Source organism: Streptomyces rectiverticillatus, assembly GCF_013394065.1.
Lineage (GTDB): Bacteria > Actinomycetota > Actinomycetes > Streptomycetales > Streptomycetaceae > Streptomyces > Streptomyces rectiverticillatus.
Genome location: NZ_CP040752.1, coordinates 4096265 through 4117963, shown reverse-complemented (window position 1 = coordinate 4117963; position 21699 = coordinate 4096265). Strand labels below are relative to the sequence as shown.

Sequence of the window (21699 nt, the reverse complement as noted above, 5' to 3'; positions counted from 1 at the left end):
TGACCCTGCGCGGGCTTCGATTCATGATCGATGTGCCGCACACTTGCCACACACTTGCCGCAAGCGCCGAGAATCCCGAGTGGAGTCCGTATGCCTGCACCGTCCGCCGATGCCGAGGCCGCTGCCATCCTCACCGAACCCGTCACCGGACCGAGCGCCTGGCGGGCTTCCGACTTTACCGGTGAACATGACTGGACGGTCGTCCTCACCCCTGAGGAAATCGGTGAGTTGCAGACGGCACTCACTGTGGCGAAGAGCCGCGGACTTCCGCTCGACCGGCTCACCGTCGACGACTTCCCCCTTCCCGTCCTCGGCAAGACCTTCGAAGCGGCCGTCCACGACCTGGAGTTCGGGCGCGGTTTCACGCTGATCCGCGGCCTTCCGGTGGAGACCTGGTCGCCGGAGGAGGCCCGTCTGGCGTACTGGGGCATCGCCCTGCACCTCGGCACCCCCGTCTCCCAGAACGCGGCCGGGGAATTGATCGCGCACGTGAAGGACTACGGGGAGGGCGAGGTCACCGAATCCGCCACCCGTGCCTACCGGACCCGCTCCGAGCTGCCCTTCCACACCGACAGCTCCGACATCGTGGGCCTGCTGTGCCTGCGCCAGGCGGGCGAGGGCGGCGTCAGCACCCTCAGCAGCTCCATGACCGTCCACAATCACCTCCTCGCCCACCACCGGGAGCTGCTCGGCCTGTACTACCGGGGATTCGTCTACGACCGGCGTACGGAGGAGGGCTCGGACGAACTCCCGTACTACCGGAACTCCGTGTACGGCTATTTCGACGGGAAGTTGAGCTGCCGCTTCTATATGACCCACTACATCGACTCCGCGGTACCGAAGTCGGGAATTCCGCTGAGCGGGATCGAGCAGCACGCCCTGCGGGTCTTCCAGGAGGTCGCGGCCATGGACGAGCACCGCGTCGAGATGACCCTGCGCGCGGGCGACCTGCAGCTGCTGAACAACAACGTCGTCGTCCACGGCCGCTCCGCCTTCCGGGACGAGCCGGGCCGGCGCCGCGACCTGCTGCGGCTATGGCTCAACACCCGCCACGCCCGGGACCTCCCGGAGGGCTTCGCCGCCTTCAGGCACGGAATGCCGCGGACTCGCTGACCTGCGGCCCGCCGACGGGCCGCGGCCCCCGGGCAGGGGCGGGGAGGGCGATGGCGGTGAGCACGAAGCCGTCGCCCGCGGCCCACCGGCCGGTGAAGCCGCCCAGCCGGACGCCGCCCACCACGGGTCCGGGCACGAGGAGCCGGGCCGAGAAGGTGCGGGCGTCCGGGTCGATCTCCAGCTCCGCCTCCTCGAAGTCCAGCTCCTGCCCGGTCAGCGGATACCAGGTCTTGAAGACGCTCTCCTTGGCGCTGAACAGCAGCCTGTCCCAGTGCACACCGGGCCGCTCCGCGGCGAGCCGCTGGACGGCCGTGCGCTCGGACGGCAGCGCGATGACGCGCAGGACGCCTTCCGGGAGCGGCCCGTTCGGCTCGGCGTCGATGCCCACCGATGCCAGGGTGTCCGCCCGGGCCACGACGGCCGCCTGAAAGCCGTCGCAGTGCGTCATGCTGCCGACCACGCCGTCGGGCCACTGCGGAGCACCGCGCCGGTTGGGGACGAGCGGCACGGGCGGGAGGCCGAGCCGCCCCAGCGCCCGGCGCGCACAGGCCCGTACGGCCGCGAACTCCTGCTGCCGCTTGGGCACGGCGCGGGCCACGACGGCCGCCTCCTCGGGAAAGAGCCCGAGGGGGTCGCCGGGGAAGGTGCCGACAGGTTCCCCGGGCGCAGGGAGGGTGCCGGGGGAGGCGGACCGCTGCGACGGAACGGCGAAGCTCTCCTCCGCCATGGCCTCGGCGGGCAGGATCTTCTCGATCATTCCCAGAAGCCCTTCGCGCCGTCCCCCACGCGCTCACCGGCCGGGCGGGGCAGGATCTGCCGCAGGGGCTTGCGCGGCGGGCGCGGCCGCCACTCGCGCGGATAGCCGATGGAGACCTCCTCGAACCGCACCCCGTCGTGCCAGGTGACGCGGGGGATGTGGAGATGGCCGTAGACGGCCGCCGCCGCCCGGAAGCGGATGTGCCAGTCCGCGGTCAGCTCCGTGCCGCACCACTGCGCGAAGTCCGGGTAGCGCAGGATCCTGGTGGGCTCGCGCACCAGCGGGAAGTGGTTGACCAGCACGGTGCGGTGGGCGGGGTCGACGGCGGCCAGGCGGCGCTCGGTGTACTGCACGCGCGCGTGGCACCACGTATCGCGGCCGGAGTAGGGGTCGTGGTGCAGGAAGTGCTCGTCGGCGCAGACGACTCCGGCGTCGTAGGCGCGGCGCAGCGACTCCTCCTTGGTGTGCGCCCCGGGCACGCGGAAGGTGTAGTCGTAGAGCACGAACAGCGGGGCCACGGCGACCGGGCCGCCCTCGCCCTGCCACACGGGATACGGGTCCTCGGGGGTGGCGACGCCGAGGCTGCGGCACAGCTCCACCAGGTGCAGGTAGCGCTTCTCGCCGCGCAGGTCGACCGGATCCTGCGGGTGGGTCCACAGCTCGTGATTCCCGGGCGCCCAGACGACCTTGGCGAATCGCTCGGCGAGCACGCGCAGCGTCCATTCGACGTCCGCGTACTGCTCACCGACATCGCCCGCCACAATGAGCCAGTCGTCGTCGCTCTCGGGCCGGAGCGTTTCGACGAGCGCGCGATTCTCTTTGTAGGCGACGTGCAGATCGCTGACGGCCAGCAGTTTTCCGTTGGGCACTGTGTGTCCTTCTCGCGTCCTTCTCGACGAATCCCGGGTCCAAACCGGAACAGCCCTGTGTTCCAGCGCACTTCGAGCCGACACCACGTATGTCTGCACCCTGCAAGGGAACCTAATACGCCCGGGGTGCCCGAAGGAACCCCTACCGGCCACGAGCCTGCCCCTACGGCCGCCCGACGTATCCTGCCCGGGACCCGAAAGGCAGCAACTGAACGGCTCCGAAGGGAAAACAGCACGATGAGCATGTCCCCCGCTGACAACCAAAAGTGGATTCGCCGATTCCATCCCGCGCAGGACGCCCCGGTCCGCCTCGTGTGCCTGCCGCACGCCGGAGGGGCGGCGAGCTATTTCTTCCCGGTGTCGAAGGCGCTCTCGCCGGCGGTCGACGTGCTGGCGGTCCAGTACCCCGGCCGGCAGGACCGGCGTACGGACCCCTGCATCGAGAACCTGGCCGAACTGGCGGACCTGACGACCGAGGCCCTCCTCCCCTGGACCGACCGCCCCCTGGCCCTCTTCGGCCACAGCATGGGCGCGACGCTGGCCTACGAGGTCGCCCTGCGGCTGGAGGAGCGGGGCGTCAAGCCCACCGTCCTCTTCGCCTCCGGCCGCCGCGCGCCCTCCCGGCACCGCGACGAGACGGTGCACCTGCGCGACAAGCAGGGGCTGATCCAGGAGCTCCGCGCCCTGAGCGGCACCGACACCCAGATGCTGGACAACGAGGAAGTGCTGCAGATGGTCCTGCCGGCGCTCCGCGCCGACTACCGGGCGATAGAGACCCACCACGCCCGGCCCGGCCTCCGCGTCAACTGCCCCGTCCACGCCCTGACCGGCGACGACGACCCCAAGGCCACCGTCGACGAGGTCCAGGACTGGGAGCACCACACCACCGCTTCCTTCGCGATCAGCGTCTTCCCCGGCGGCCACTTCTACCTCAACGACCACCAGCGGGAGATCGTCGGCCTCATCTCGGACGCCATCGCGGCCCCGGCCCGCTGACCACGCCCCGGCCCGGCCCGGGCGGCCCACTGACCACGGAAGACCCCCGCTGACCACCGTGTACGGAGCACCCCTCCGGAGTGTGTAGACTTGGGCGCGCTGCTGAAGCCGGTCCGGATCAGGCAGCTTGCCGCCTTAGCTCAGTTGGCCAGAGCAACGCACTCGTAATGCGTAGGTCGCGGGTTCAAATCCCGCAGGCGGCTCCGCTGAAGCCCAGGTCACACCTTGTGTGACCTGGGCTTTTCTGGTTGTTACGGGCCTCGTGGGCCTCGGCCCTCAGGAGCACTTCCGGCCCGCCGGAGGCGGAGTCGAGGTCAGCAGGTAGGTGTTGACGGCATTGTCGATGCAGGCGCTGCCGCGGGTGTACGCGGTGTGGCCGTCGCCGTCGTAGGTCAGCAGGCGGCCGGAGGAGAGCTGGGAAGCCAGCGAGCGGGCCCAGCCGTAGGGGGTGGCCGGGTCGCGGGTCGTGCCGACGACGAGGATGGGCGCGGCGCCCTCGGCAGGGATGCGGTGCGGGACGCCCGTGGCCGGTACGGGCCAGTATCCGCAGGTCAGGGCCGCCCAGGCGAGGGGGGTGCCGAAGACGGGCGAGGCCTTGCGGAAGGCCGGGATCGCGTTGCGGACCTCGGCCGGGGAGCGGAAGGCCGGGGGGAGGTCGAGGCAGTTCACGGCCGCGTTGGCGTACATGAGGTTCTGGTACGCGCCGCGGGAGTCGCGCTCGTAATAGGCGTCGGACAGCTTCAGCAGCGGGGCGCCGTCGCCCAGGAAGGCGGACCGCAGTGCGGTGCGCAGCAGGCCCCACGCCGCCTCGTCGTACATGGCGGAGATCACACCCGTCGTGGCGAGGCTCTCCGTGAGCTTGCGGGACTTGCCGGTGGCCAGGGGCGTCGCGTCGGCCTTCTTGAAGAGCGCGGAGAGACGGTCGCCCGCCGCCGCCGGATCGGTGCCGAGCGGGCAGTCCTTGCGCCGGGCGCAGTCCTGGGCGAAGGAGTCGAAGGCGGTCTGGAAGCCCGCGGTCTGGTCGCGGTTGACCTGCTCCGAGTCGAGGGCCGGGTCGAGGGCGCCGTCGAGCACGAGGCGGCCGACGCGGGAAGGGAAGAGCCCGGCGTAGGTGGCGCCGAGGAACGTGCCGTACGAGGCGCCCACGTACGTCAGCTTGGCGTCGTCGAGGGCCGCGCGCAGGACGTCCATGTCGCGGGCCGCCTCGATCGTGGACACGTGGCCGAGGAGCTTGCCGGAACGGGCGGCGCAGCCGTCGGCGAAGTCGGAGTACGCGGCGACCAGTTCCCCGGTCTCGCCGGCGTCGTCGGGAGTCTGGTCGACCTCCGTGTACCGGTCCATGGCGGTGTCGGAGAGGCATGTGACCGGCTCGCTGCCCGCGACGCCGCGGGGGTCCATGGCCACCATGTCGTAGTGGGCGCGGACGGCGGCGGGATAGCCGACGCCCGCGTAGTGCTGGAGATAGCCAACCGCCGAGCCGCCCGGCCCGCCCGGGTTGACCATGAGGGAGCCCAGGCGCCTGGCGTGGCCCGCGCCGGTGGCCTTCTTGCGGGAGACGGCGAGCTTGAGGTCGTCCGCCTCGCGGGGGTGGTCGTAGTCCAGCGGGGCCTTCAGCGTGGCGCACTCGAACCCGCTCGTGCCGCAGGGGCGCCAGGTGAGCTTCTGCGCGTAGTAGCGGCGCAGGGCCGGGGGGAGGGCGGTCGGGAGCGGGGCGAGCAGCGGGGCGTCCCCGGGCCTGCCCGCGCCGCCCGCGGCCTGCCCCGGGCCGCTCGCACCGTCCAGGCCGCCCAGGCTCCCGAAAGAGCCCCCTGCGCCGAAGCCCCCGAAACTGGGGAGGCCGCGGCCGTCCCGCCCCTCCCCCGCGCGGCCGTGCCGGCTCCCCGCGGGCGAGGGCTGTCCGTCGCCCGGTCCGTACGCTCTCGCCGCCGCCGTCGCCCGCGGCGAGGTGTCCCCGAGGGCGGAGCCGGAGATCAGCAGCGCCGCTGCCGCGATGACGGTGCCGGAGGTACGGAGCAGGCGGCTGGAATCCATCGGCTGGTCCCTCGTCCCTCTGCGTGGGTGCATGGCTGCATGCATGGATGCGTGGAGTGCCGCTGCACGGAGGCATGGAACTGCCCGGCAGCGATGAGCTGAGCATCACGCAGCGTCACGGAGGATCGCTGCGCACCGACGGAGCGTATCCGCACCCCTGCGGGCTGCCGCCAGTCGCCGGGCCCAGGAGGCCTCATATGAGTGAGAGTGCGTAACCGGACGCATGCCCGGCTCCGGGCGGTCCGCCCACAGCGCTCAGCCGGTTCAGCCGGCCCGCAGCGCCATCGTCATCGCCTCGACCGCGAGCAGCGGCGACACGTTGCGATCCAGCGCACGACGGCAGTCGATGATCGCCTCGATGCGGCGCAGCGTCCGCTCCGGGCCGGACGCGGCGGCCACGCGCTCCAGCGCGTCCTGCATGTCCGCGTTGGCGATCTCCACGCGCGAGTGGAGCTGCATCGCCAGGACGTCGCGGTAGAAGCCCGTCAGGTCGACCAGGGCCAGATCCAGGCTGTCCCGCTGGGTGCGCGTGCTGCGGCGCTTCTGGCGGTCCTGCAGCTCCTTCATCGCGCCCGCCGTGCCGCGCGGGAGACGGCTGCCCGTACCGGCCGCCGCACCGAGCGCCGCCCTCAGCTCCTCGGTCTCCTTGGCGTCGACCTCCTCCGCGACCTGCTTGGCGTCCTCGGCGGCCGCGTCGATCAGCTCCTGGGCGGCCTTCAGACAGCCGCCGACGTCGTCGACGCGCAGCGGCAGCTTCAGCACGGCCGCGCGGCGGGCGCGGGCCCGCTCGTCGGTGGCCAGGCGGCGGGCCCGGCCGATGTGCCCCTGCGTGGCACGGGCCGTCCGCGCGGCCAGCTCGGACTCGATGCCGTCACGCCGGGCGAGAACCTCCGCCACGGCGGCCACCGGTGGCGTGCGCAGGGTGAGCAGGCGGCAGCGGGAACGGATGGTGGGCAGCACGTCCTCCAGGGACGGCGCGCACAGGAGCCACACCGTACGGGGCGCGGGCTCCTCGACCGCCTTCAGCAGGACGTTGCCCGCGCCCTCCGTCAGCCTGTCGGCGTCCTCCAGGACGATCACCTGCCAGCGGCCGCCGGCCGGCGACAGCTGGGCGCGGCGGACCAGCTCACGGGTCTCCTTGACGCCGATCGACAGCTGATCGGTGCGGACGATCTCCACGTCCGCGTGCGTGCCGACGAGCGCGGTGTGGCAGCCGTCGCAGAAACCGCAGCCGGGGGCCCCGCCGACGGCCTTGTCCGGGCTCACGCACTGCAGGGCGGCGGCGAACGCACGGGCGGCGTCGGCCCGGCCGGAGCCGGGTGGCCCGGTGAACAGCCAGGCGTGGGTCATCGACCCGCCGCCGACGGCCGCGGCGTCCTGCGCGGCCGACTCGGCGGCGGTGACCAGGGCATCCGCATCCCGCGCGGCGGCGGAGAGCTGCTCCGTCACCCGGTCCTGACCGACGACGTCGTCCCACACCGCCATGGCTGTCCTCCGCACTGGTTGTCCTGCGACGTCCATTGTGGGCCACACCACCGACACCGAACGCCGCCCACTCCCGCCGCACCGGCACAGCCCTGCGGCGCCAAGACGCGCCCGAAAACCCCCGGGCAAGCGCAAGCCGACGACCCCGCCCACCACAAGGACCGGTCAAGAAGGCCACGCCCCTCAAATCCGCCGCAACGGCGACCAGCCACAACGACGCAACCCGGCGGTGCCGAAGCCACCCCCGCCCCTCGCAAGGCCGGGCCCGGCAAGGGCCTCGGCCTCAGCGGCGGCGGTCGCCCCGCTCGTCGTCGTCACGACGGCCGCGACCGCGGCCGCCCCGCCCCAGGAGCTCGTCCGCGAGCGTCGGCTCGTCGTCGCCGGAGGTTTCATCCGCCCAGCCCGGACGGCGGCGGCCCCTGGCGGCGTCCTCGTCCACCTGCGGCAGCTCTCGCGTCTGCTCGGTGTCCGAGCCCGCGCGCTCCTCCGGACGGAACAGCCAGTCCGGCACCCGGTCCGCCGGGTCCTCGGTCCGCGGCTCGGGCCGTACGGGCGGCAGTACCTCCGTCACGTCCATGCCGGCATCGTCGTCGACGTCGGCGTCAGCGTCAGCAACCGGCGGCTGCGGCAGCACGGCCGTCTCCTCCGACTCCCGCGACGGCGCGGGCGCGGGCGCAGACTCAGGCGCAGGCCCCGCCTCCCGCGGCTCCAGACCCCAGGTCACGCGCTGCTGCTCCACAGGCCGTACGGCAGGCACGGGCGGCAGCACTTCGGTGTCGTCGGACGCCCGCGGATCGATCCGCGGCCGCTCCACCGTGGGCGTCGTGTCCGCAGTCAGGCCGGTGAAGTCCGTATCGCGCGGGTCCGGCCGGTGGACGGACGGGGTCTGAACGGACGGCGCTTGGACGGTCTGCGTCTCATCCGAGCTCCCCGGGGCCGCAGCCGCAGCCTCCTTGCGGAGCGAGGGCCGCTCGACGGTCGGGGCCTCGGAAGCCGAAGCCGCCTCGTCGTCGGAGCCCGGCGCAGCCGAAGCCGCAGCCGCAGCCGCCTCCGCCGCAACCCGCGCCCGCTCCGCCCGCAGCAGCGCCTCCTCCGCCTTGCGCTGCTTCTCCAGGCGCCGCTCCTCGGCCTCCGCGCGCAGCCGCGCCTCTTCCTCGGCCTGCTTGCGGAGCCGCTCCTGCTCGGCGGCGCGGGTGCGCTCCTCCGCCTCGCGGCGCTTGCGCTCCTCCTCCGCCCGGCGACGGGCTTCCTCGGCGCGCTGCCGGGCTTCCTCGGCGAGGCGCGCCTCTTCGCGGATGCGCGCCTCCTCGGCCTCGCGCCGCTTGCGCTCTTCCTCCTCGGCGCGCAGCTTGGCGAGCTGCTCCTGGCGCTCGCGCTCCAGCCGCGCCTCCTCCGCCTTGCGCGCGGCCTCTTCCTCGGCCTTGCGCCGCGCTTCTTCCTCGGCGGCCTTGCGGGCCTGCTCGCGGGCTTCGATCTCGGCCGCGGAGAGCGGCAGGACCTGGTCGAGGCGGTGGCGTACGACGGTGGTGATGTCCTCGGGCGCCTGCCCGGCGTCCACGACGAGGTAGCGCGAGGGGTCGGCGGCGGCCAGGGTCAGGAACCCGGTGCGGACGCGGTTGTGGAACTCCATGGGCTCGGATTCGAGCCGGTCGGGCGCCTCGGTGAAACGTTCTCGCGCGGTCTCCGGCGAGACGTCGAGCAGCACGGTCAGGTGGGGCACGAGACCGCCCGTGGCCCAGCGGTTGATGCGGGCGATCTCGGTCGGCGAGAGGTCGCGTCCGGCGCCCTGGTAGGCCACGGAGGAGTCGATGTAACGGTCGGAGATGACGATCGCGCCGCGCTGGAGGGCGGGCTGTACGACGGAGTCGACGTGCTCGGCGCGGTCGGCCGCGTAGAGCAGCGCCTCCGCGCGGTCGGACAGGCCGGCCGACGAGACGTCCAGCAGGATCGCGCGCAGCCGCTGCCCGATGGGCGTGGCGCCGGGCTCGCGGGTGACGACGACCTCGTGGCCCTTGGAGCGGATCCACTCGGCGACGGCCCGCACCTGGGTGGACTTGCCGGCGCCGTCGCCGCCCTCGAAGGCGAGGAAGAAGCCGGTCGCGGCGGGTGCCTGCTCGGGGTCGCCGCCGCGCAGCACGTCCAGCAGGTCGCGGCGGAAGGGGACGCCGTGCCGGTCGTCGGTCTTGCCGAGCACGATGGCGCCGACGGGGAGCAGCAGCGCGCCGACGAGCATCAGCGTGAAGGCCGCCCCGCCGTGCGCGAAGACGAAGCTGCCGCGCTCCAGCCGGTGCGGTCCGATGGCGGCGGCGAGCAGCGGCGCGGCGACCGCGCCCAGCGCGGCCGTGACGCGCACGACGGCGTGCAGGTGATCGGTCGTACGGGGCCGGCGGGCCTCTTCCGTCTCCTGGTCGAGGAGGGCGTGGCCGGTGTTGGCGGCGATGCCCGCGCAGACGCCGGCGAGCAGCACGAGCAGGAGCACCGTCGTGGGGTCGGGGACGAGGCCCGCCGCGAGCAGCGCCAGGCCGGTCAGCGCGATGGAGAGGGCGAGCAGGCGGCGCCGGGAGAAGCCGGGGAGCACCTTGACGGCGCTGCGGATGCCGATGACGGGGCCGCCGGCGAGGGCGAGCACGAGCAGCGCGAAGGCGACCGGCCCGCCGCCGAGGTCGACGGCCTGGAGGGCGGCCACGCCGACGGCGGCGGCGATGGCCCCCGCGACGGCCGCGCAGGCCAGGACGAGCACCGGGATGGCGCCCGTACGACCGGTGTCCGGCGTCCGCCCGGCGTCCGGGCCCTGGGTGGTCTTGGGGCGGCGCAGGCCTTCCAGCGGGGAGCGCACGCGGGGCGACTTCGCGCCGGGCAGCGCCAGGAAGTAGAGGATGGCGGCCGAGGTGCCGAACAGCACGGCCGCGAGGAACGACCCTAGGGCCGCCTGGTGCTGGTGGAACCAGTCGATACCGGCCCCGAGCAGATTGCCGATCAGCGTGGCGGCGAGGAGCGCGGCGGCCGCGAGGGGCAGCGAGACGAAGCTCGTGCGCAGCGAGAGGCGCCGCAGCGCGTCGTAGTGATCGGGCAGCGGGCGTACCGCCGAGCCTTCGACGGGGGGCGCGGGCAGGAGCGCGGGGGCCGCACCGTCCTTGACGACCGTCCACACGCGCTCGGCGACACCGATCACGAAGGCCGAGATCAGCAGGAAGGCGAGCGCTCGGCTGCCGGTCCAGTCGAGCCACAGGGGCGCGACGGCAAGCAGGCCGACCCGGACCCCGTCCGCGCCGATCATGGTCCACCGGCGGTCGAGGGGACCGGCCGGGGCGATGAGCGAGGAGAGCGGCCCGAGCAGGACCGCGCCGAAGAGGAGGGTTGCCAGGAGCCGTGCCGCGAGGACCGCGGCGACGGCGAAGGCCGCGCCCCGGTAGCCGCCCCCGAAGGAGCCCTCCGCGACGGCCGCCTGCAGCGAGAGCAGCAGGAGCACGAGAAGGGCGAGGGAGTCTCCGACACCGCCGGCGAACTGGGCGTTCCACAGCCGCCGCAGCGGGGGGAAGCGCAGCAGGGACCGGACGGCACGCTCGCGGGAGTCCGCGGCTAGGGCGCCGGAGGTGGAGGTCACCACGGTTGGCTGCTCGGCTCGCGTCATCCTGCCAGCCTATCCGGCCTGTCCGGGCTTCCGCGCTTCTGCCCGAACATGCGCCCGAACGAATGGATGGCCCACAAGCGCTGACGGACGCGGCGGGTGCAGGCCCCGCCGCGCCGTCGGCCGGTCACTCGTCGGCGGCCTGCGCAGCCGCAGCCACCTTCTTGGCGGTCGTCTTCTTGGCGGCCGTCTTGGAGGCCGTCTTGGACGCCGTCGTCTTCTTCGCGGTCGTCGTCTTCTTCGCCGCGGTCTTCTTGGCAGCCGTCTTCTTGGCGGCGGTCTTCTTCGCCGGCGCCTTCTTCGCGGCGGCCTTCTTGGCCGTCTTCTTCGCCGGGCCCTTGGCGCGCTTCTCCGCCAGGAGCTCGTAGCCGCGCTCAGGCGTGATCGTCTCGACGTCGTCGTCACGGCGCAGGGTGGCGTTGGTCTCGCCGTCCGTCACGTACGGGCCGAAGCGGCCGTCCTTGACCACGACCGGGCGCTCGCTGACCGGGTCGGTGCCCAGCTCCTTCAGCGGCGGCTTGGCCGCGGCGCGCCCACGCTGCTTGGGCTGGGCGTAGATGGCGAGGGCCTCGTCCAGCGTGATGCTGAAGAGCTGGTCCTCGGTCTCCAGCGACCGCGAGTCGGTGCCCTTCTTCAGATACGGGCCGTAGCGGCCGTTCTGCGCGGTGATCTCGACGCCCTCGGCGTCGGTGCCCACCACGCGCGGCAGCGACATCAGCCGGAGCGCGTCGTCGAGGGTGACCGTGTCCAGGGACATGGACTTGAAGAGCGAGGCCGTGCGCGGCTTGACCGCGTTCTTGCCGGTCTTCGGGGTGCCCTCGGGAAGGACCTCGGTGACGTAAGGGCCGTAGCGGCCGTCCCTGGCGATGATCTGGTGACCGGTGCCGGGGTCGGTGCCCAGCTCGAAGTCGCCGCTCGGCTTGGCGAGCAGCTCCTCCGCGTACTCGACGGTCAGCTCGTCGGGCGCGAGGTCCTCGGGCACGTCAGCCCGCTGGTGGCCCTCGGCGTCCTTCTCGCCGCGCTCGACGTACGGCCCGTAGCGGCCGACGCGCAGCACGATGCCGTCGCCGACGGGGAAGGAGGACACCTCGCGGGCGTCGATCGCACCGAGGTCGGTCACGAGCTCCTTGAGGCCGCCGAGGTGGTCGCCGTCGCCGTTGCCGGCCTCGGCGGCGCCGCCCGCGGCACCCTCGGTGCCCTCGCCGAAGTAGAACCGGCGCAGCCACGGCACAGCCTGGGCCTCGCCGCGGGCGATGCGGTCGAGGTCCTCCTCCATGGAGGCGGTGAAGTCGTAGTCGACGAGCCGGCCGAAGTGCTTCTCCAGCAGGTTGACGACGGCGAAGCTCAGGAAGGACGGGACGAGCGCCGTGCCCTTCTTGAAGACGTAGCCGCGGTCGAGGATGGTGCCGATGATCGACGCGTAGGTCGACGGGCGGCCGATCTCCCGCTCCTCCAGCTCCTTGACCAGCGAGGCCTCGGTGTAGCGGGCGGGCGGCTTGGTGGCGTGGCCGTCGGCCGTGATCTCCTGGGCCGCCAGCGGGTCGCCCTCGGCGACCTGCGGGAGGCGGCGCTCGCGGTCGTCGAGCTCGGCGTTCGGGTCGTCCGCGCCCTCCACGTAGGCCTTCATGAAGCCGTGGAAGGTGATGGTCTTGCCGGAGGCGCTGAACTCGGCCTCCCGGCCGTCGCTCGCCCGGCCGGCGATCCGGACAGTGACCGAGTTACCGGTCGCGTCCTTCATCTGGGAGGCGACGGTCCGCTTCCAGATCAGCTCGTAGAGGCGGAACTGGTCGCCGGTCAGACCGGTCTCGGCGGGCGTGCGGAAACGATCACCCGAAGGCCGGATCGCCTCGTGCGCCTCCTGGGCGTTCTTGACCTTGCCGGCGTACGTGCGCGGCTTCTCCGGCAGGTAGTCGGCGCCGTAGAGCTGGGTGACCTGCGCACGGGCGGCGTTCACGGCGGTGTCGGACAGCGTCGTGGAGTCCGTACGCATATAGGTGATGAAGCCGTTCTCGTACAGCTTCTGGGCCACCTGCATGGTGGCCTTCGCGCCGAAGCCCAGCTTGCGCGAGGCCTCCTGCTGCAGCGTCGTCGTGCGGAACGGGGCGTACGGCGAGCGGCGGTACGGCTTGGACTCGACCGAGCGCACCGAGAACGAGGTGTCGGCGAGGGCGGCGGCCAGCGCGCGGGCGTTGGCCTCGTCCAGGTGGAGCACCTGGGCGGCGTCCTTCAGCTGGCCGTTCGAGCCGAAGTCGCGGCCCTGGGCCACGCGCCGGCCGTCGACCGAGGCCAGACGGGCAGTGAGGGTCGCGGGGTCGCTGTTGTCACCGGAGCGGCCGGTGCTGAAGCTGCCCGTGAGGTCCCAGTACTCGGCGGAGCGGAAGGCGATGCGCTCGCGCTCCCGCTCGACGACGAGGCGGGTGGCCACGGACTGCACGCGGCCGGCCGACAGCCGCGGCATGACCTTCTTCCACAGGACCGGCGAGACCTCGTAGCCGTAGAGGCGGTCGAGGATGCGGCGGGTCTCCTGGGCGTCGACGAGCTTCTTGTTCAGCTCGCGCGGGCTGGCGACGGCGGCCTGGATCGCGTCCTTGGTGATCTCGTGGAAGACCATGCGGCGGACGGGGACCTTGGGCTTGAGGACTTCCTGCAGGTGCCAGGCGATGGCCTCGCCCTCGCGGTCCTCATCGGTGGCGAGGAAGAGCTCGTCGGACTCGGCCAGCAGCTCCTTGAGCTTCTTGACCTGGTCCTTCTTGTCGTGGTTCACGACGTAGATCGGCTGGAAGTCCTTCTCGACGTTGACGCCGAGGCGGGCCCAGGACTCGCCCTTGTACTTCGCCGGGACCTCGGCGGCCCCGTTCGGCAGGTCACGGATGTGCCCGACGCTCGCCTCGACGACGTATCCGGGGCCGAGGTAGCCCTTGATCGTCTTCGCCTTGGCAGGCGACTCGACGATGACGAGTCGGCGGCCGCCCTTTGCGGTCTCGCTGGTCGGGGACAACTTCGCTCTTCTTCCGGTCGGCACTCGGTGTGGGCGCTGCGGTGACGCTGCGGAGTGTGACGGTACATCCCGCCCCCGTGTCAAACGGAAAAAGCCCGCAACGCCACTCGAACGGTAACCCGATGTACGTTCTAACCAGCACGGTATCCAACATCACACTCTTAGGGTCGTAATGAAGGCTACGTCCACTCCGCCCCCGGTGCCGCGCTTCACAGGGCCCTGGCCAAGGGTGTGACGGCGGAGAGACGGACGGCGGACCGCGCGCCGCAAGGGCGCGGGCTTGGACCCGAAAGAGTCACGGAAGCCCCGGACGATCCTTGACATGGCCCTGCCCGAGATGTCGGACGCATAAGCGTACGGACGGACCGCGGGCGACAGGTTGTCCAGAAAACGATGTCCAGAATTGCGTTTCGCAAACACCGGCGGGACGTGGAACCCGTCACGTGGCCCCCACGGGCACCGGCCGTCAGCGGGCGCCGGCCGTCTGCAGGCACCGGCCGTCTACAGGCACCGGCCGTCTGCGGGCATTGTCAGTGGCGGGCGCTTCAATGCGGGCATGACCGACACCGCCGCTGAGCTCGCCACCGTCCACGACCTCATACCGAGGCTGCCGGACCCGGAGGCGCTCCTGGCGCACTGCAAGGCCGTCGCCGTGCTGGACATCACCATGGACCGGGACGTCCCGTGGGGCGGGATGCACGCCTTCGACCCCCACTGGGGTGACGGCGTGGCGCTGGCCTCGATGGACAACGGCTCGGGCGATCTCTACGCGGTCGCCTTCGGCCCGGCGGGCGTGTTCCTGTACGGCTTCGACCACGAGTGCGACGCCACGCCGTGGCGCGAGGAGCCCCGCGTCCACTGGCCCGGGCTGCTCGACGGGCTGCCCGCCGCGCTCGCCGCGTACCCGGCCGAGGAGGCGTTCCTGTTCGACGGCTTCTTCGACGCCACGCTCTGCGCCTGGCGCGAAACCGGCGCCGGCGCGTGGCAGTGCGGCCCGGTGGTGTTCGAGGACGGCGAGACGGACGGTGCGTGGCTGTTCGAGCTGCTGGCGGACGGCACCCTGGAAGCGCGCGCGAAGGCCTACGCGGAGGACGCCGAGGACTACTGGGAACGTCCCGTGGACCGCGCCGCCGTGGCCTCCGTCCTCGCGGGCGAACCGCTCACGGCAACCGTCGTCGCCGCGCTCAACCCCTCGGCGGACTTCGCAGCCGTCGCCGCGGAGGCCGCCGCCCTGGGCTTCCCCGTCACGGCGGCCGGCGTCGCACCGTGACCGGAAGCCGTGACCGGAAGCCGTAACCCGAGTGACCCGAAGCCGTGACCGAAGCCGTGACCGAAAACACGCCCTGATCAGGCAGCAGCGGCCACTGCGGGGCCGCTACTCCGCTACTCCGCCACGGGCCTCAGGAAACCCTGCTCGACGAGCATCCTGATCGACTCCGGCGTCCGGTCCCGCAGCAGCACCGGGTCCTCGCCGATCAGCTGGGCGATGGCGTCCAGGATCCGCCCTGCGCTCAGGGAGCCGTCGCACACGCCCGCGAAGCCCGCGCCGACGGTGTCCACCTTGGTGGCCCGCCGCATGCCACGGTTCTGGCGGAGCACCACATGCTCGGGGTCCTCCGCGCCCGGCAGGCCGACCTGCTCCTGCACGACCTCGTCGGCCAGGACGAAGCGCGCGGCGAGCAGCCCGGCGTCGTCGTGCCTGCGCAGGAAGTCCTGCCGGTCGAAGTGGGCGCGGACGGCCGGGCCGAGCGGCTGCTCGACCGGGTGCGGCCATTCCTCGGCGACGACGGACGGCCGGTCGGCACCCGACTTGCGCAGCGTGATCCAGCCAAATCCGATGCCCTTGGTCTTGCGGGCCTCGAACTCGTCCAGCCAGGCGTCGTAGCGGGCCGCGTACTCCTCCGGGCCTGCGCGGTGGTCGCCCGCGTCGCGCAGCCACAGCTCGGCGTACTGGGCGACGTCCTGCACTTCGCGCTGGACGATCCAGGCGTCGCAGCCGCGCGGCACCCAGGAGGAGAGCCGCTCGCGCCAGTCCTCGCCCTCCACGTGCTGCCAGTTGGCGAGCAGCTGGCAGTAGCCGCCGTCGTTGAGCCGCTCGGCCGACTGCTGGACGAGAGTGCGGCACAGGTCGTCGCCGCCCATGCCGCCGTCGCGGTAGGTCAGGCGGGCGCCGGGCGAGATGACGAACGGCGGGTTGGAGACGATCAGGTCGAAGGTGTCCTGGGCGACCGGCTCGAAGAGCGAACCCTCGCGCAGGTCGGCCTCGGCGGCGCCGGAGAGCTCGAGGGTGAGCCGCGTGATGTGCAGGGCGCGCGGGTTGAGGTCCGTCGCGGTCACGCGCGTGGCGTGCTGACTCGCGTGCAGCGCCTGGATGCCGGAGCCCGTGCCCAGGTCGAGGGCGCTCGCGACGGGCGTGCGGACGGTGAGCCCGGCGAGGGTGGTCGAGGCGCCGCCGACGCCGAGGACGAGCTCGGAGCGGTCGGTTCCCGAGGGGCCGGTCCCGCCCCCGGCGATGCCGCCGGCGCCGCCGACCGCACAGCCGAGGTCGGAGACGATCCACCAGTCCTGCCCGTCCGGGCCGCCGTACGGGCGCACGTCCACGGTGGCGCGCACGGCGTCCCCGTCGCGGACGAGCCAGCCGCCGGCGAGGCAGTCGTCGACGGGCAGCGCGGCCGCGGCCCGTGCGTAGGGGGCGGGGCGCTGCAGCAGGAAGAGCCGGACGAGCGTCTCCAGCGGGCTGTCGCCGCGCGTGGCCCGCAGGGCGGGCACGGTCTCGCTGCGGGCGAGCGCGGCGTAGGCGGGGGCGCCCAGCAGGTCGAGGAGGCCGTCGGCGGTGAAGGCGGCGGCGAGCAGGGCGTCGCGCAGCCGGGAGGTGCGCGCGCGGTCGGCGGCGGGAAGGAGCGTACTCACGGGACCATTGTCGGGGGCGGCACCGTCAAACGACGAAAGCGGCGGGCTGCGGCGTCGCGTCCGTGGGGACGCGACGCCGCAGCCCGCCGTTCACCCGGCCGGTTCACCCGGCCGGTTCACCCGGCCGGTTCACCCGGCCGGTTCTCCGGGTCAGCTCTTCGCAGGCGACGGGGAGAGCGAGTTCTTCTGGCAGCCCGGCTGCTTGGCCATGGCCTTGCCGACGTCGCCCGACTGCAGCTTCTTCAGCGCCTCGGAGCTCTGACCGCTGAGCTTGGAGATGTCCCCGCCGATCGCCCTGAGCCCCTCACCGAACTTGTTCTTGTCACCGGTGTCGAGGGCGTCGCTCCGCTTCTTCAGGTTCGCGTACGCCGTGGAGAGGTCGTTGAGCGCCTTCACGGCGTTCTTCTGGCTGGTCTCGCCGTCCTTGACGGGCGGAGCACCCGCGTCCTGCACCGCGTTGGCGAGCGCCTTGTACGCGTCGACGCTGACCTGGAAGCCCGCGGAGTCGGTCTGCTGGACCTTCTTGGAGTCCTCCTCGGTCTGAACGCTCGCGATCGACCGGTTGGCGTCCAGGATCTTCTGCACCTGGGGTTGCATCTGGTCGCAGACCTTCTTGGCCCAGTCGTCGAGCTTCTTCTTGCTCTCGTCCTCGTCGCTGCCGCAGCCGGTCAGGGCCAGCAGGAGCGCCGTACCGCCGGACAGTACGGCCGCAAGCTTCTTGTTCACCGGATCGGTCCCTTCGATGGCTCTCGGCCCGGAACTTACACGTCCGAGCGGGACCGCCCGGGAGGCGAGCACACCATATGCCTCCTTTTGAAGCCATTTGCACCAAGCGCAGCGTGGCATTCACCGCAACCGCGCCGGTGCCGCAACCGCGCGGGGCCGTCACGGGCCGGCAGCGCGCCCCGGGCCGGCAGCTCGACCGCACGCCGCCGACCTGGGCCCGAGCTGTCGGAGCATCAGTTCGCCACGAGACCGCGCTTCACGACTGCGCTCTTCACGACACCACCGCCGGATCGGCGGGCTTCGCCGCCCGCTCGGCGTTCCCGTCGTCGTCCACCGCGACCCCGCGCCGCTTGGAGACGTACACCGCACCGACGATGACGACGATCGCCAGCACCGCGATCCCGATCCGCAGGCCCTTGTTGGCGTCGACGCCGTAGGAGAACTTGACCACCGCAGGGGCGATCAGCAGCGCCACCAGGTTCATCACCTTCAGCAGCGGGTTGATGGCCGGCCCGGCGGTGTCCTTGAACGGGTCGCCGACCGTGTCGCCGATGACCGTCGCCGCGTGCGCCTCGCTGCCCTTGCCGCCGTGGTGCCCGTCCTCCACCAGCTTCTTGGCGTTGTCCCAGGCTCCACCGGAGTTGGCGAGGAAGACGGCCATCAGAGTGCCGGTGCCGATGGCCCCCGCCAGGTACGAGCCGAGCGCTCCGACGCCGAGCGAGAACCCGACCGCGATGGGCGCCATCACGGCCAGCAGGCCGGGCGTGGCGAGTTCGCGCAGCGCGTCCTTGGTGCAGATGTCCACCACACGGCCGTACTCCGGCGTCTCGCTGTAGTCCATGATCCCGGGGTGCTCGCGGAACTGCCGCCGCACCTCGTAGACCACCGCACCCGCCGACCGCGACACGGCGTTGATCGCCAGCCCGGAGAAGAGGAAGACGACGGCGGCTCCGAGGATGAGCCCGACGAGGTTGTTGGGCTGCGATATGTCCAGACTCAGGCCCAGCTCCCCGGACTTCGCATGCACGTCCTTCACCGCGGTGGCGATGGCGTCGCGGTACGAGCCGAAGAGCGCCGACGCGGCCAGGACGGCCGTGGCGATCGCTATGCCCTTCGTGATGGCCTTGGTGGTGTTGCCGACCGCGTCGAGGTCGGTGAGCACCTGGGCTCCGGCGCCCTCGACGTCGCCGGACATCTCGGCGATGCCCTGGGCGTTGTCGGAGACCGGGCCGAAGGTGTCCATGGCGACGATGACGCCCACCGTGGTCAGCAGGCCGGTGCCGGCGAGCGCGACGGCGAACAGGGCCAGCATGATGGACGTGCCGCCGAGCAGGAACGCCCCGTAGACACCCAGCCCGATGAGCACGGCCGAGTAGACGGCCGACTCCAGGCCGATGGAGATGCCCGCGAGGACGACCGTCGCCGGTCCGGTCAGGGACGACTTGCCGATGTCCCGCACGGGCCGCCGGGTGGTCTCCGTGAAGTACCCCGTGAGCTGCTGGATGAGCGCGGCGAGGACGATGCCGATGGCCACCGCCACGAGCGCGAGCACCCTCGGGTCGCCCGCGTGGCCGCGGATGGCCTCGTCCCCGATGCCCTTCAGATCGGCGTAGCTGGAGGGCAGGTACGCGAACACCGCGACGGCCACCAGGACGAGCGAGATGACGGCCGAGATGAAGAACCCGCGGTTGATCGCGGTCATCCCGCTGCGGTCGGCGCGGCGCGGCGCGACCGCGAAGATGCCGATCATCGCCGTGAGCACGCCGATCGCGGGGACGAGCAGGGGGAAGGCGAGCCCCGCGTCGCCGAAGGCGGCCTTGCCGAGGATCAGCGCGGCGACCAGCGTCACGGCGTACGACTCGAAGAGGTCGGCTGCCATGCCCGCGCAGTCGCCGACGTTGTCCCCCACGTTGTCCGCGATGGTGGCGGCGTTGCGCGGGTCGTCCTCGGGGATGCCCTGTTCGACCTTGCCGACGAGGTCGGCGCCGACGTCGGCCGCCTTGGTGAAGATGCCGCCGCCGACCCTCATGAACATCGCCAGCAGCGCCGCACCGAAGCCGAATCCCTCCAGCACCTTGGGTGCGTCGGCCGCGTACACGAGCACCACGCAGGAGGCTCCCAGCAGGCCGAGCCCGACGGTGAACATCCCGACGACGCCACCCGTCCGGAACGCAATCTTCATGGCCTTGTGGGAAACGGCCGTCAGATCCTTCTCGGGCTCGCCCTGTGCCGGAGTGGCCTCGCGGGCCGCCGCGGCGACCCGGACATTACTGCGCACGGCGAGCCACATGCCGATATAGCCGGTGGCCGCCGAGAAGAGCGCTCCGATCAGGAAGAAGACCGAACGCCCGATGCGCTGCGACCAGTTGTCGGCCGGCAGGAGCATCAGGAGGAAGAACACCGCCACGGCGAATACGCCGAGGGTGCGCAACTGCCGTGCGAGATAGGCGTTCGCCCCCTCCTGCACCGCTGCCGCGATCCTTCTCATGTTGTCGGTTCCCTCGCCCGCCGCGAGGACCTGCCGCACCAGGGCGACGGCGACCACGAGCGCCGCGAGTGCGACGGCCGCGATCACGATCACCATGGTGCGGTTGCCCTGGGTGAGTTCGGCCGCGAGATTCCGAGTGAAGTCGAGCTGTCGAAAGTCCACCTGTCGATGGGTGAAGGGCCCCGCCATTCGTCCTCCCTGACGTTTGGCACATGGGCGCGCAGCTGTTCCGCGATCACGAAAAGGAGATCACGGGACAGCGGCGACGCTCAGGCGTCCTGAGCTCAAGATGGACGGATTGTAGGGAGCATGGCGAGATCAAAACAGAGCGCGGCAAATGGAATTGGCCTGTGCAAGTGAAGATCGAGTGAATGATCGGCCGGATAAACGATCGCGGGCGGAGATCCGGAACGGGGATCAATGGCGATCAATGACGATCAGCGGTGATCGGCGAAAGGGGTCCGGCACGAGATCCATTTCGGAAGATCACCGGAATCACGAGAATCAGGCGGAAGATCAATGGGCCCTGAAGGAACGATCCACGGGGGCCGCGGCGATCGCCGCCCACGAGACGCCGGTGGATGCGGCAGGGCGGTAAAGGGATCGCAGAATTATGGCTGCTCGGTGCGCAGGAAGCCGGTGAACCCTACGAGGGCCGTCCAACGGGCGTCATCGAAACGGCCGCACAAGGCAGCCGGGAGTTACGGCCGTCCGAGGAGGGCCGGCTACGGCGATACGCCCGGACGGGCTACGGCGCCACGGCCGCGGGGGCGATCGGCCAGCTCATCCGGATCAGGCCGCCGCGCTCGTCCGCCGTCACCTCGACGTCGTCGACCAGGCCGCTGATGACCGCGAGGCCCATGTCGTCCTCGCTGTCGGCAGCGCTCTCCTCGGGGCCGCCGGCGGCGCGCTCCGAGCCGTTCGCGGCAGCGAGCGCCTCCGGTGCGGGACCGGGGGCGTCGTCCCCGACCTCGATGGAGAACTTCTTCTCGTCCTCGATCAGCGTCACCCGGACGGGGGTGGCCACCTCATTGCTGATGTGCAGCCCCACCGCGCGCGAGCAGGCCTCGCCCACGGCGAGCCGGACCTCGTCCAGCACGGCCTCGTCCACACCGGCGCGGCGCGCCACCGCGGCCGCCACCAGCCGGGCGGTCCGGACATGCTCGGGAAGGGCACTGAAGAGCAGTTCGACGGTGGCCATGCCATCCCCCTCGGTCGTACGTGCCCTCTCCCCCTCATCCGGAAAAGGGCGGACTCACGAGGGGGCCGGACCCGCGAGCCCGGGTGCCCCCCGCGTGACAGTCTTCCCCGGCGACCTCAGTCGGTCGCCTGCACCGCATCCTCGACCGAGGTGTGGATGGGGAACACCTTGGTGAGGCCGGTGATACGGAAAATCTTGAGAATGCGCTCCTGGTTGCAGACCAGGCGCAGCGAGCCCTCATGGGCCCGCACCCGCTTCAGCCCGCCGACCAGGACGCCGAGCCCGGTGGAGTCGAGGAAGTCGACGCCCTCCATGTCCACGACGAGGTGATAGCTGCCGTCGTTGACAAGCTCGACCAGCTGCTCACGCAGCTTGGGCGCGGTGTACACATCAATCTCGCCACCGACCCGGACAACCGTACGGTCGCCTACGGTCTCGGTCGACAGGGACAGGTCCACGGATCCTCCAGCACCTTGCATCGAGCGGTCGCCCCCCAT

General features: G+C 71.9%; 14 protein-coding genes and 1 tRNA gene. 4 read left to right on the top strand and 11 right to left on the bottom strand.

The genetic code is table 11. From position 1 onward, the window contains the following. Positions 1 to 90: 90 nt before the first annotated feature. A complete protein-coding gene (locus FGW37_RS17885) occupies positions 91 to 1113 on the top strand; it encodes a TauD/TfdA family dioxygenase (RefSeq protein ID WP_179081962.1) in 1023 nt (340 codons plus the stop codon). Here the strand turns inward: FGW37_RS17885 and FGW37_RS17880 are convergent. Further along, positions 1085 to 1870 carry a 4'-phosphopantetheinyl transferase family protein gene (locus FGW37_RS17880; RefSeq protein ID WP_179081961.1) on the bottom strand — a complete coding sequence of 262 codons (786 nt, stop codon included), beginning with the start codon at positions 1868 to 1870 and terminating at the stop codon, positions 1085 to 1087. The two genes, FGW37_RS17885 and FGW37_RS17880, sit on opposite strands and share 29 nt — an antisense overlap. Then, a complete protein-coding gene (locus FGW37_RS17875) occupies positions 1867 to 2739 on the bottom strand; it encodes a metallophosphoesterase family protein (protein ID WP_179081960.1) in 873 nt (290 codons plus the stop codon). The genes FGW37_RS17880 and FGW37_RS17875 overlap by 4 nt, the downstream gene beginning before the upstream one ends. A 237-nt stretch (positions 2740 to 2976) precedes the next feature. Between FGW37_RS17875 and FGW37_RS17870 the strand changes: the two genes are divergently transcribed. Continuing rightward, positions 2977 to 3735, top strand: a complete 759-nt coding sequence (locus FGW37_RS17870) for a thioesterase II family protein (RefSeq protein ID WP_179081959.1) — start codon at positions 2977 to 2979, stop codon at positions 3733 to 3735. 129 nt (positions 3736 to 3864) lie between these two features. Next, a tRNA-Thr gene (locus FGW37_RS17865) sits at positions 3865 to 3938 on the top strand. Between the two features lie 73 nt (positions 3939 to 4011). On the opposite strand, the gene FGW37_RS17860 is transcribed toward FGW37_RS17865, so the two are convergent. The 4 genes from FGW37_RS17860 to topA form a co-directional block, all read right to left on the bottom strand. Further along, a complete protein-coding gene (locus tag FGW37_RS17860) occupies positions 4012 to 5766 on the bottom strand; it encodes an alpha/beta hydrolase (protein WP_179081958.1) in 1755 nt (584 codons plus the stop codon). Positions 5767 to 6030: 264 nt separating this feature from the next. Further along, entirely contained in the window at positions 6031 to 7251 is a 1221-nt protein-coding gene (locus tag FGW37_RS17855; RefSeq protein ID WP_179081957.1) for a DNA polymerase III subunit delta', read from the bottom strand. A gap of 283 nt (positions 7252 to 7534) precedes the next feature. After that, a complete protein-coding gene (gene tmk, locus FGW37_RS17850) occupies positions 7535 to 10882 on the bottom strand; it encodes a dTMP kinase (RefSeq protein ID WP_179081956.1) in 3348 nt (1115 codons plus the stop codon). Positions 10883 to 11006: 124 nt separating this feature from the next. Next, on the bottom strand, positions 11007 to 13877 hold the full coding sequence (topA, locus tag FGW37_RS17845; protein ID WP_179081955.1) for a type I DNA topoisomerase: 2871 nt from the start codon (positions 13875 to 13877) through the stop codon (positions 11007 to 11009). 556 nt (positions 13878 to 14433) lie between these two features. On the opposite strand from topA, the gene FGW37_RS17840 reads away from it, so the two are divergent. Next, positions 14434 to 15147 (top strand): hypothetical protein, encoded by a 714-nt coding sequence (locus FGW37_RS17840; protein WP_179081954.1) that lies wholly within the window; start codon positions 14434 to 14436, stop codon positions 15145 to 15147. 113 nt (positions 15148 to 15260) lie between these two features. On the opposite strand, the gene FGW37_RS17835 is transcribed toward FGW37_RS17840, so the two are convergent. The 5 genes from FGW37_RS17835 to bldG form a co-directional block, all read right to left on the bottom strand. Continuing rightward, positions 15261 to 16787 carry a DUF7059 domain-containing protein gene (locus FGW37_RS17835; RefSeq protein WP_179081953.1) on the bottom strand — a complete coding sequence of 509 codons (1527 nt, stop codon included), beginning with the start codon at positions 16785 to 16787 and terminating at the stop codon, positions 15261 to 15263. Positions 16788 to 16937: 150 nt separating this feature from the next. Next, positions 16938 to 17513 (bottom strand): small secreted protein, encoded by a 576-nt coding sequence (locus FGW37_RS17830; protein ID WP_179081952.1) that lies wholly within the window; start codon positions 17511 to 17513, stop codon positions 16938 to 16940. A gap of 271 nt (positions 17514 to 17784) precedes the next feature. Beyond that, positions 17785 to 20190 carry a sodium-translocating pyrophosphatase gene (locus FGW37_RS17825; RefSeq protein WP_179081951.1) on the bottom strand — a complete coding sequence of 802 codons (2406 nt, stop codon included), beginning with the start codon at positions 20188 to 20190 and terminating at the stop codon, positions 17785 to 17787. 559 nt (positions 20191 to 20749) lie between these two features. After that, positions 20750 to 21202, bottom strand: a complete 453-nt coding sequence (locus tag FGW37_RS17820) for an ATP-binding protein (RefSeq protein ID WP_179081950.1) — start codon at positions 21200 to 21202, stop codon at positions 20750 to 20752. A 116-nt stretch (positions 21203 to 21318) separates the two neighbouring features. Beyond that, a complete protein-coding gene (gene bldG, locus FGW37_RS17815) occupies positions 21319 to 21660 on the bottom strand; it encodes an anti-sigma factor antagonist BldG (RefSeq protein WP_030367299.1) in 342 nt (113 codons plus the stop codon). Positions 21661 to 21699: the final 39 nt, after the last annotated feature.

What these genes read in the sequence shown, in the direction of transcription:
- FGW37_RS17885 (WP_179081962.1), top strand. Translation starts at nt 91, where the DNA reads ATGCCTGCACCGTCCGCCGATGCCGAGGCCGCTGCCATCCTCACCGAA.
- FGW37_RS17880 (WP_179081961.1), bottom strand. Translation starts at nt 1,870, where the DNA reads ATGATCGAGAAGATCCTGCCCGCCGAGGCCATGGCGGAGGAGAGCTTC.
- FGW37_RS17870 (WP_179081959.1), top strand. Translation starts at nt 2,977, where the DNA reads ATGAGCATGTCCCCCGCTGACAACCAAAAGTGGATTCGCCGATTCCAT.
- FGW37_RS17860 (WP_179081958.1), bottom strand. Translation starts at nt 5,766, where the DNA reads ATGGATTCCAGCCGCCTGCTCCGTACCTCCGGCACCGTCATCGCGGCA.
- FGW37_RS17855 (WP_179081957.1), bottom strand. Translation starts at nt 7,251, where the DNA reads ATGGCGGTGTGGGACGACGTCGTCGGTCAGGACCGGGTGACGGAGCAG.
- tmk (WP_179081956.1), bottom strand. Translation starts at nt 10,882, where the DNA reads ATGACGCGAGCCGAGCAGCCAACCGTGGTGACCTCCACCTCCGGCGCC.
- FGW37_RS17840 (WP_179081954.1), top strand. Translation starts at nt 14,434, where the DNA reads ATGACCGACACCGCCGCTGAGCTCGCCACCGTCCACGACCTCATACCG.
- FGW37_RS17825 (WP_179081951.1), bottom strand. Translation starts at nt 20,190, where the DNA reads ATGGCGGGGCCCTTCACCCATCGACAGGTGGACTTTCGACAGCTCGAC.
- FGW37_RS17820 (WP_179081950.1), bottom strand. Translation starts at nt 21,202, where the DNA reads ATGGCCACCGTCGAACTGCTCTTCAGTGCCCTTCCCGAGCATGTCCGG.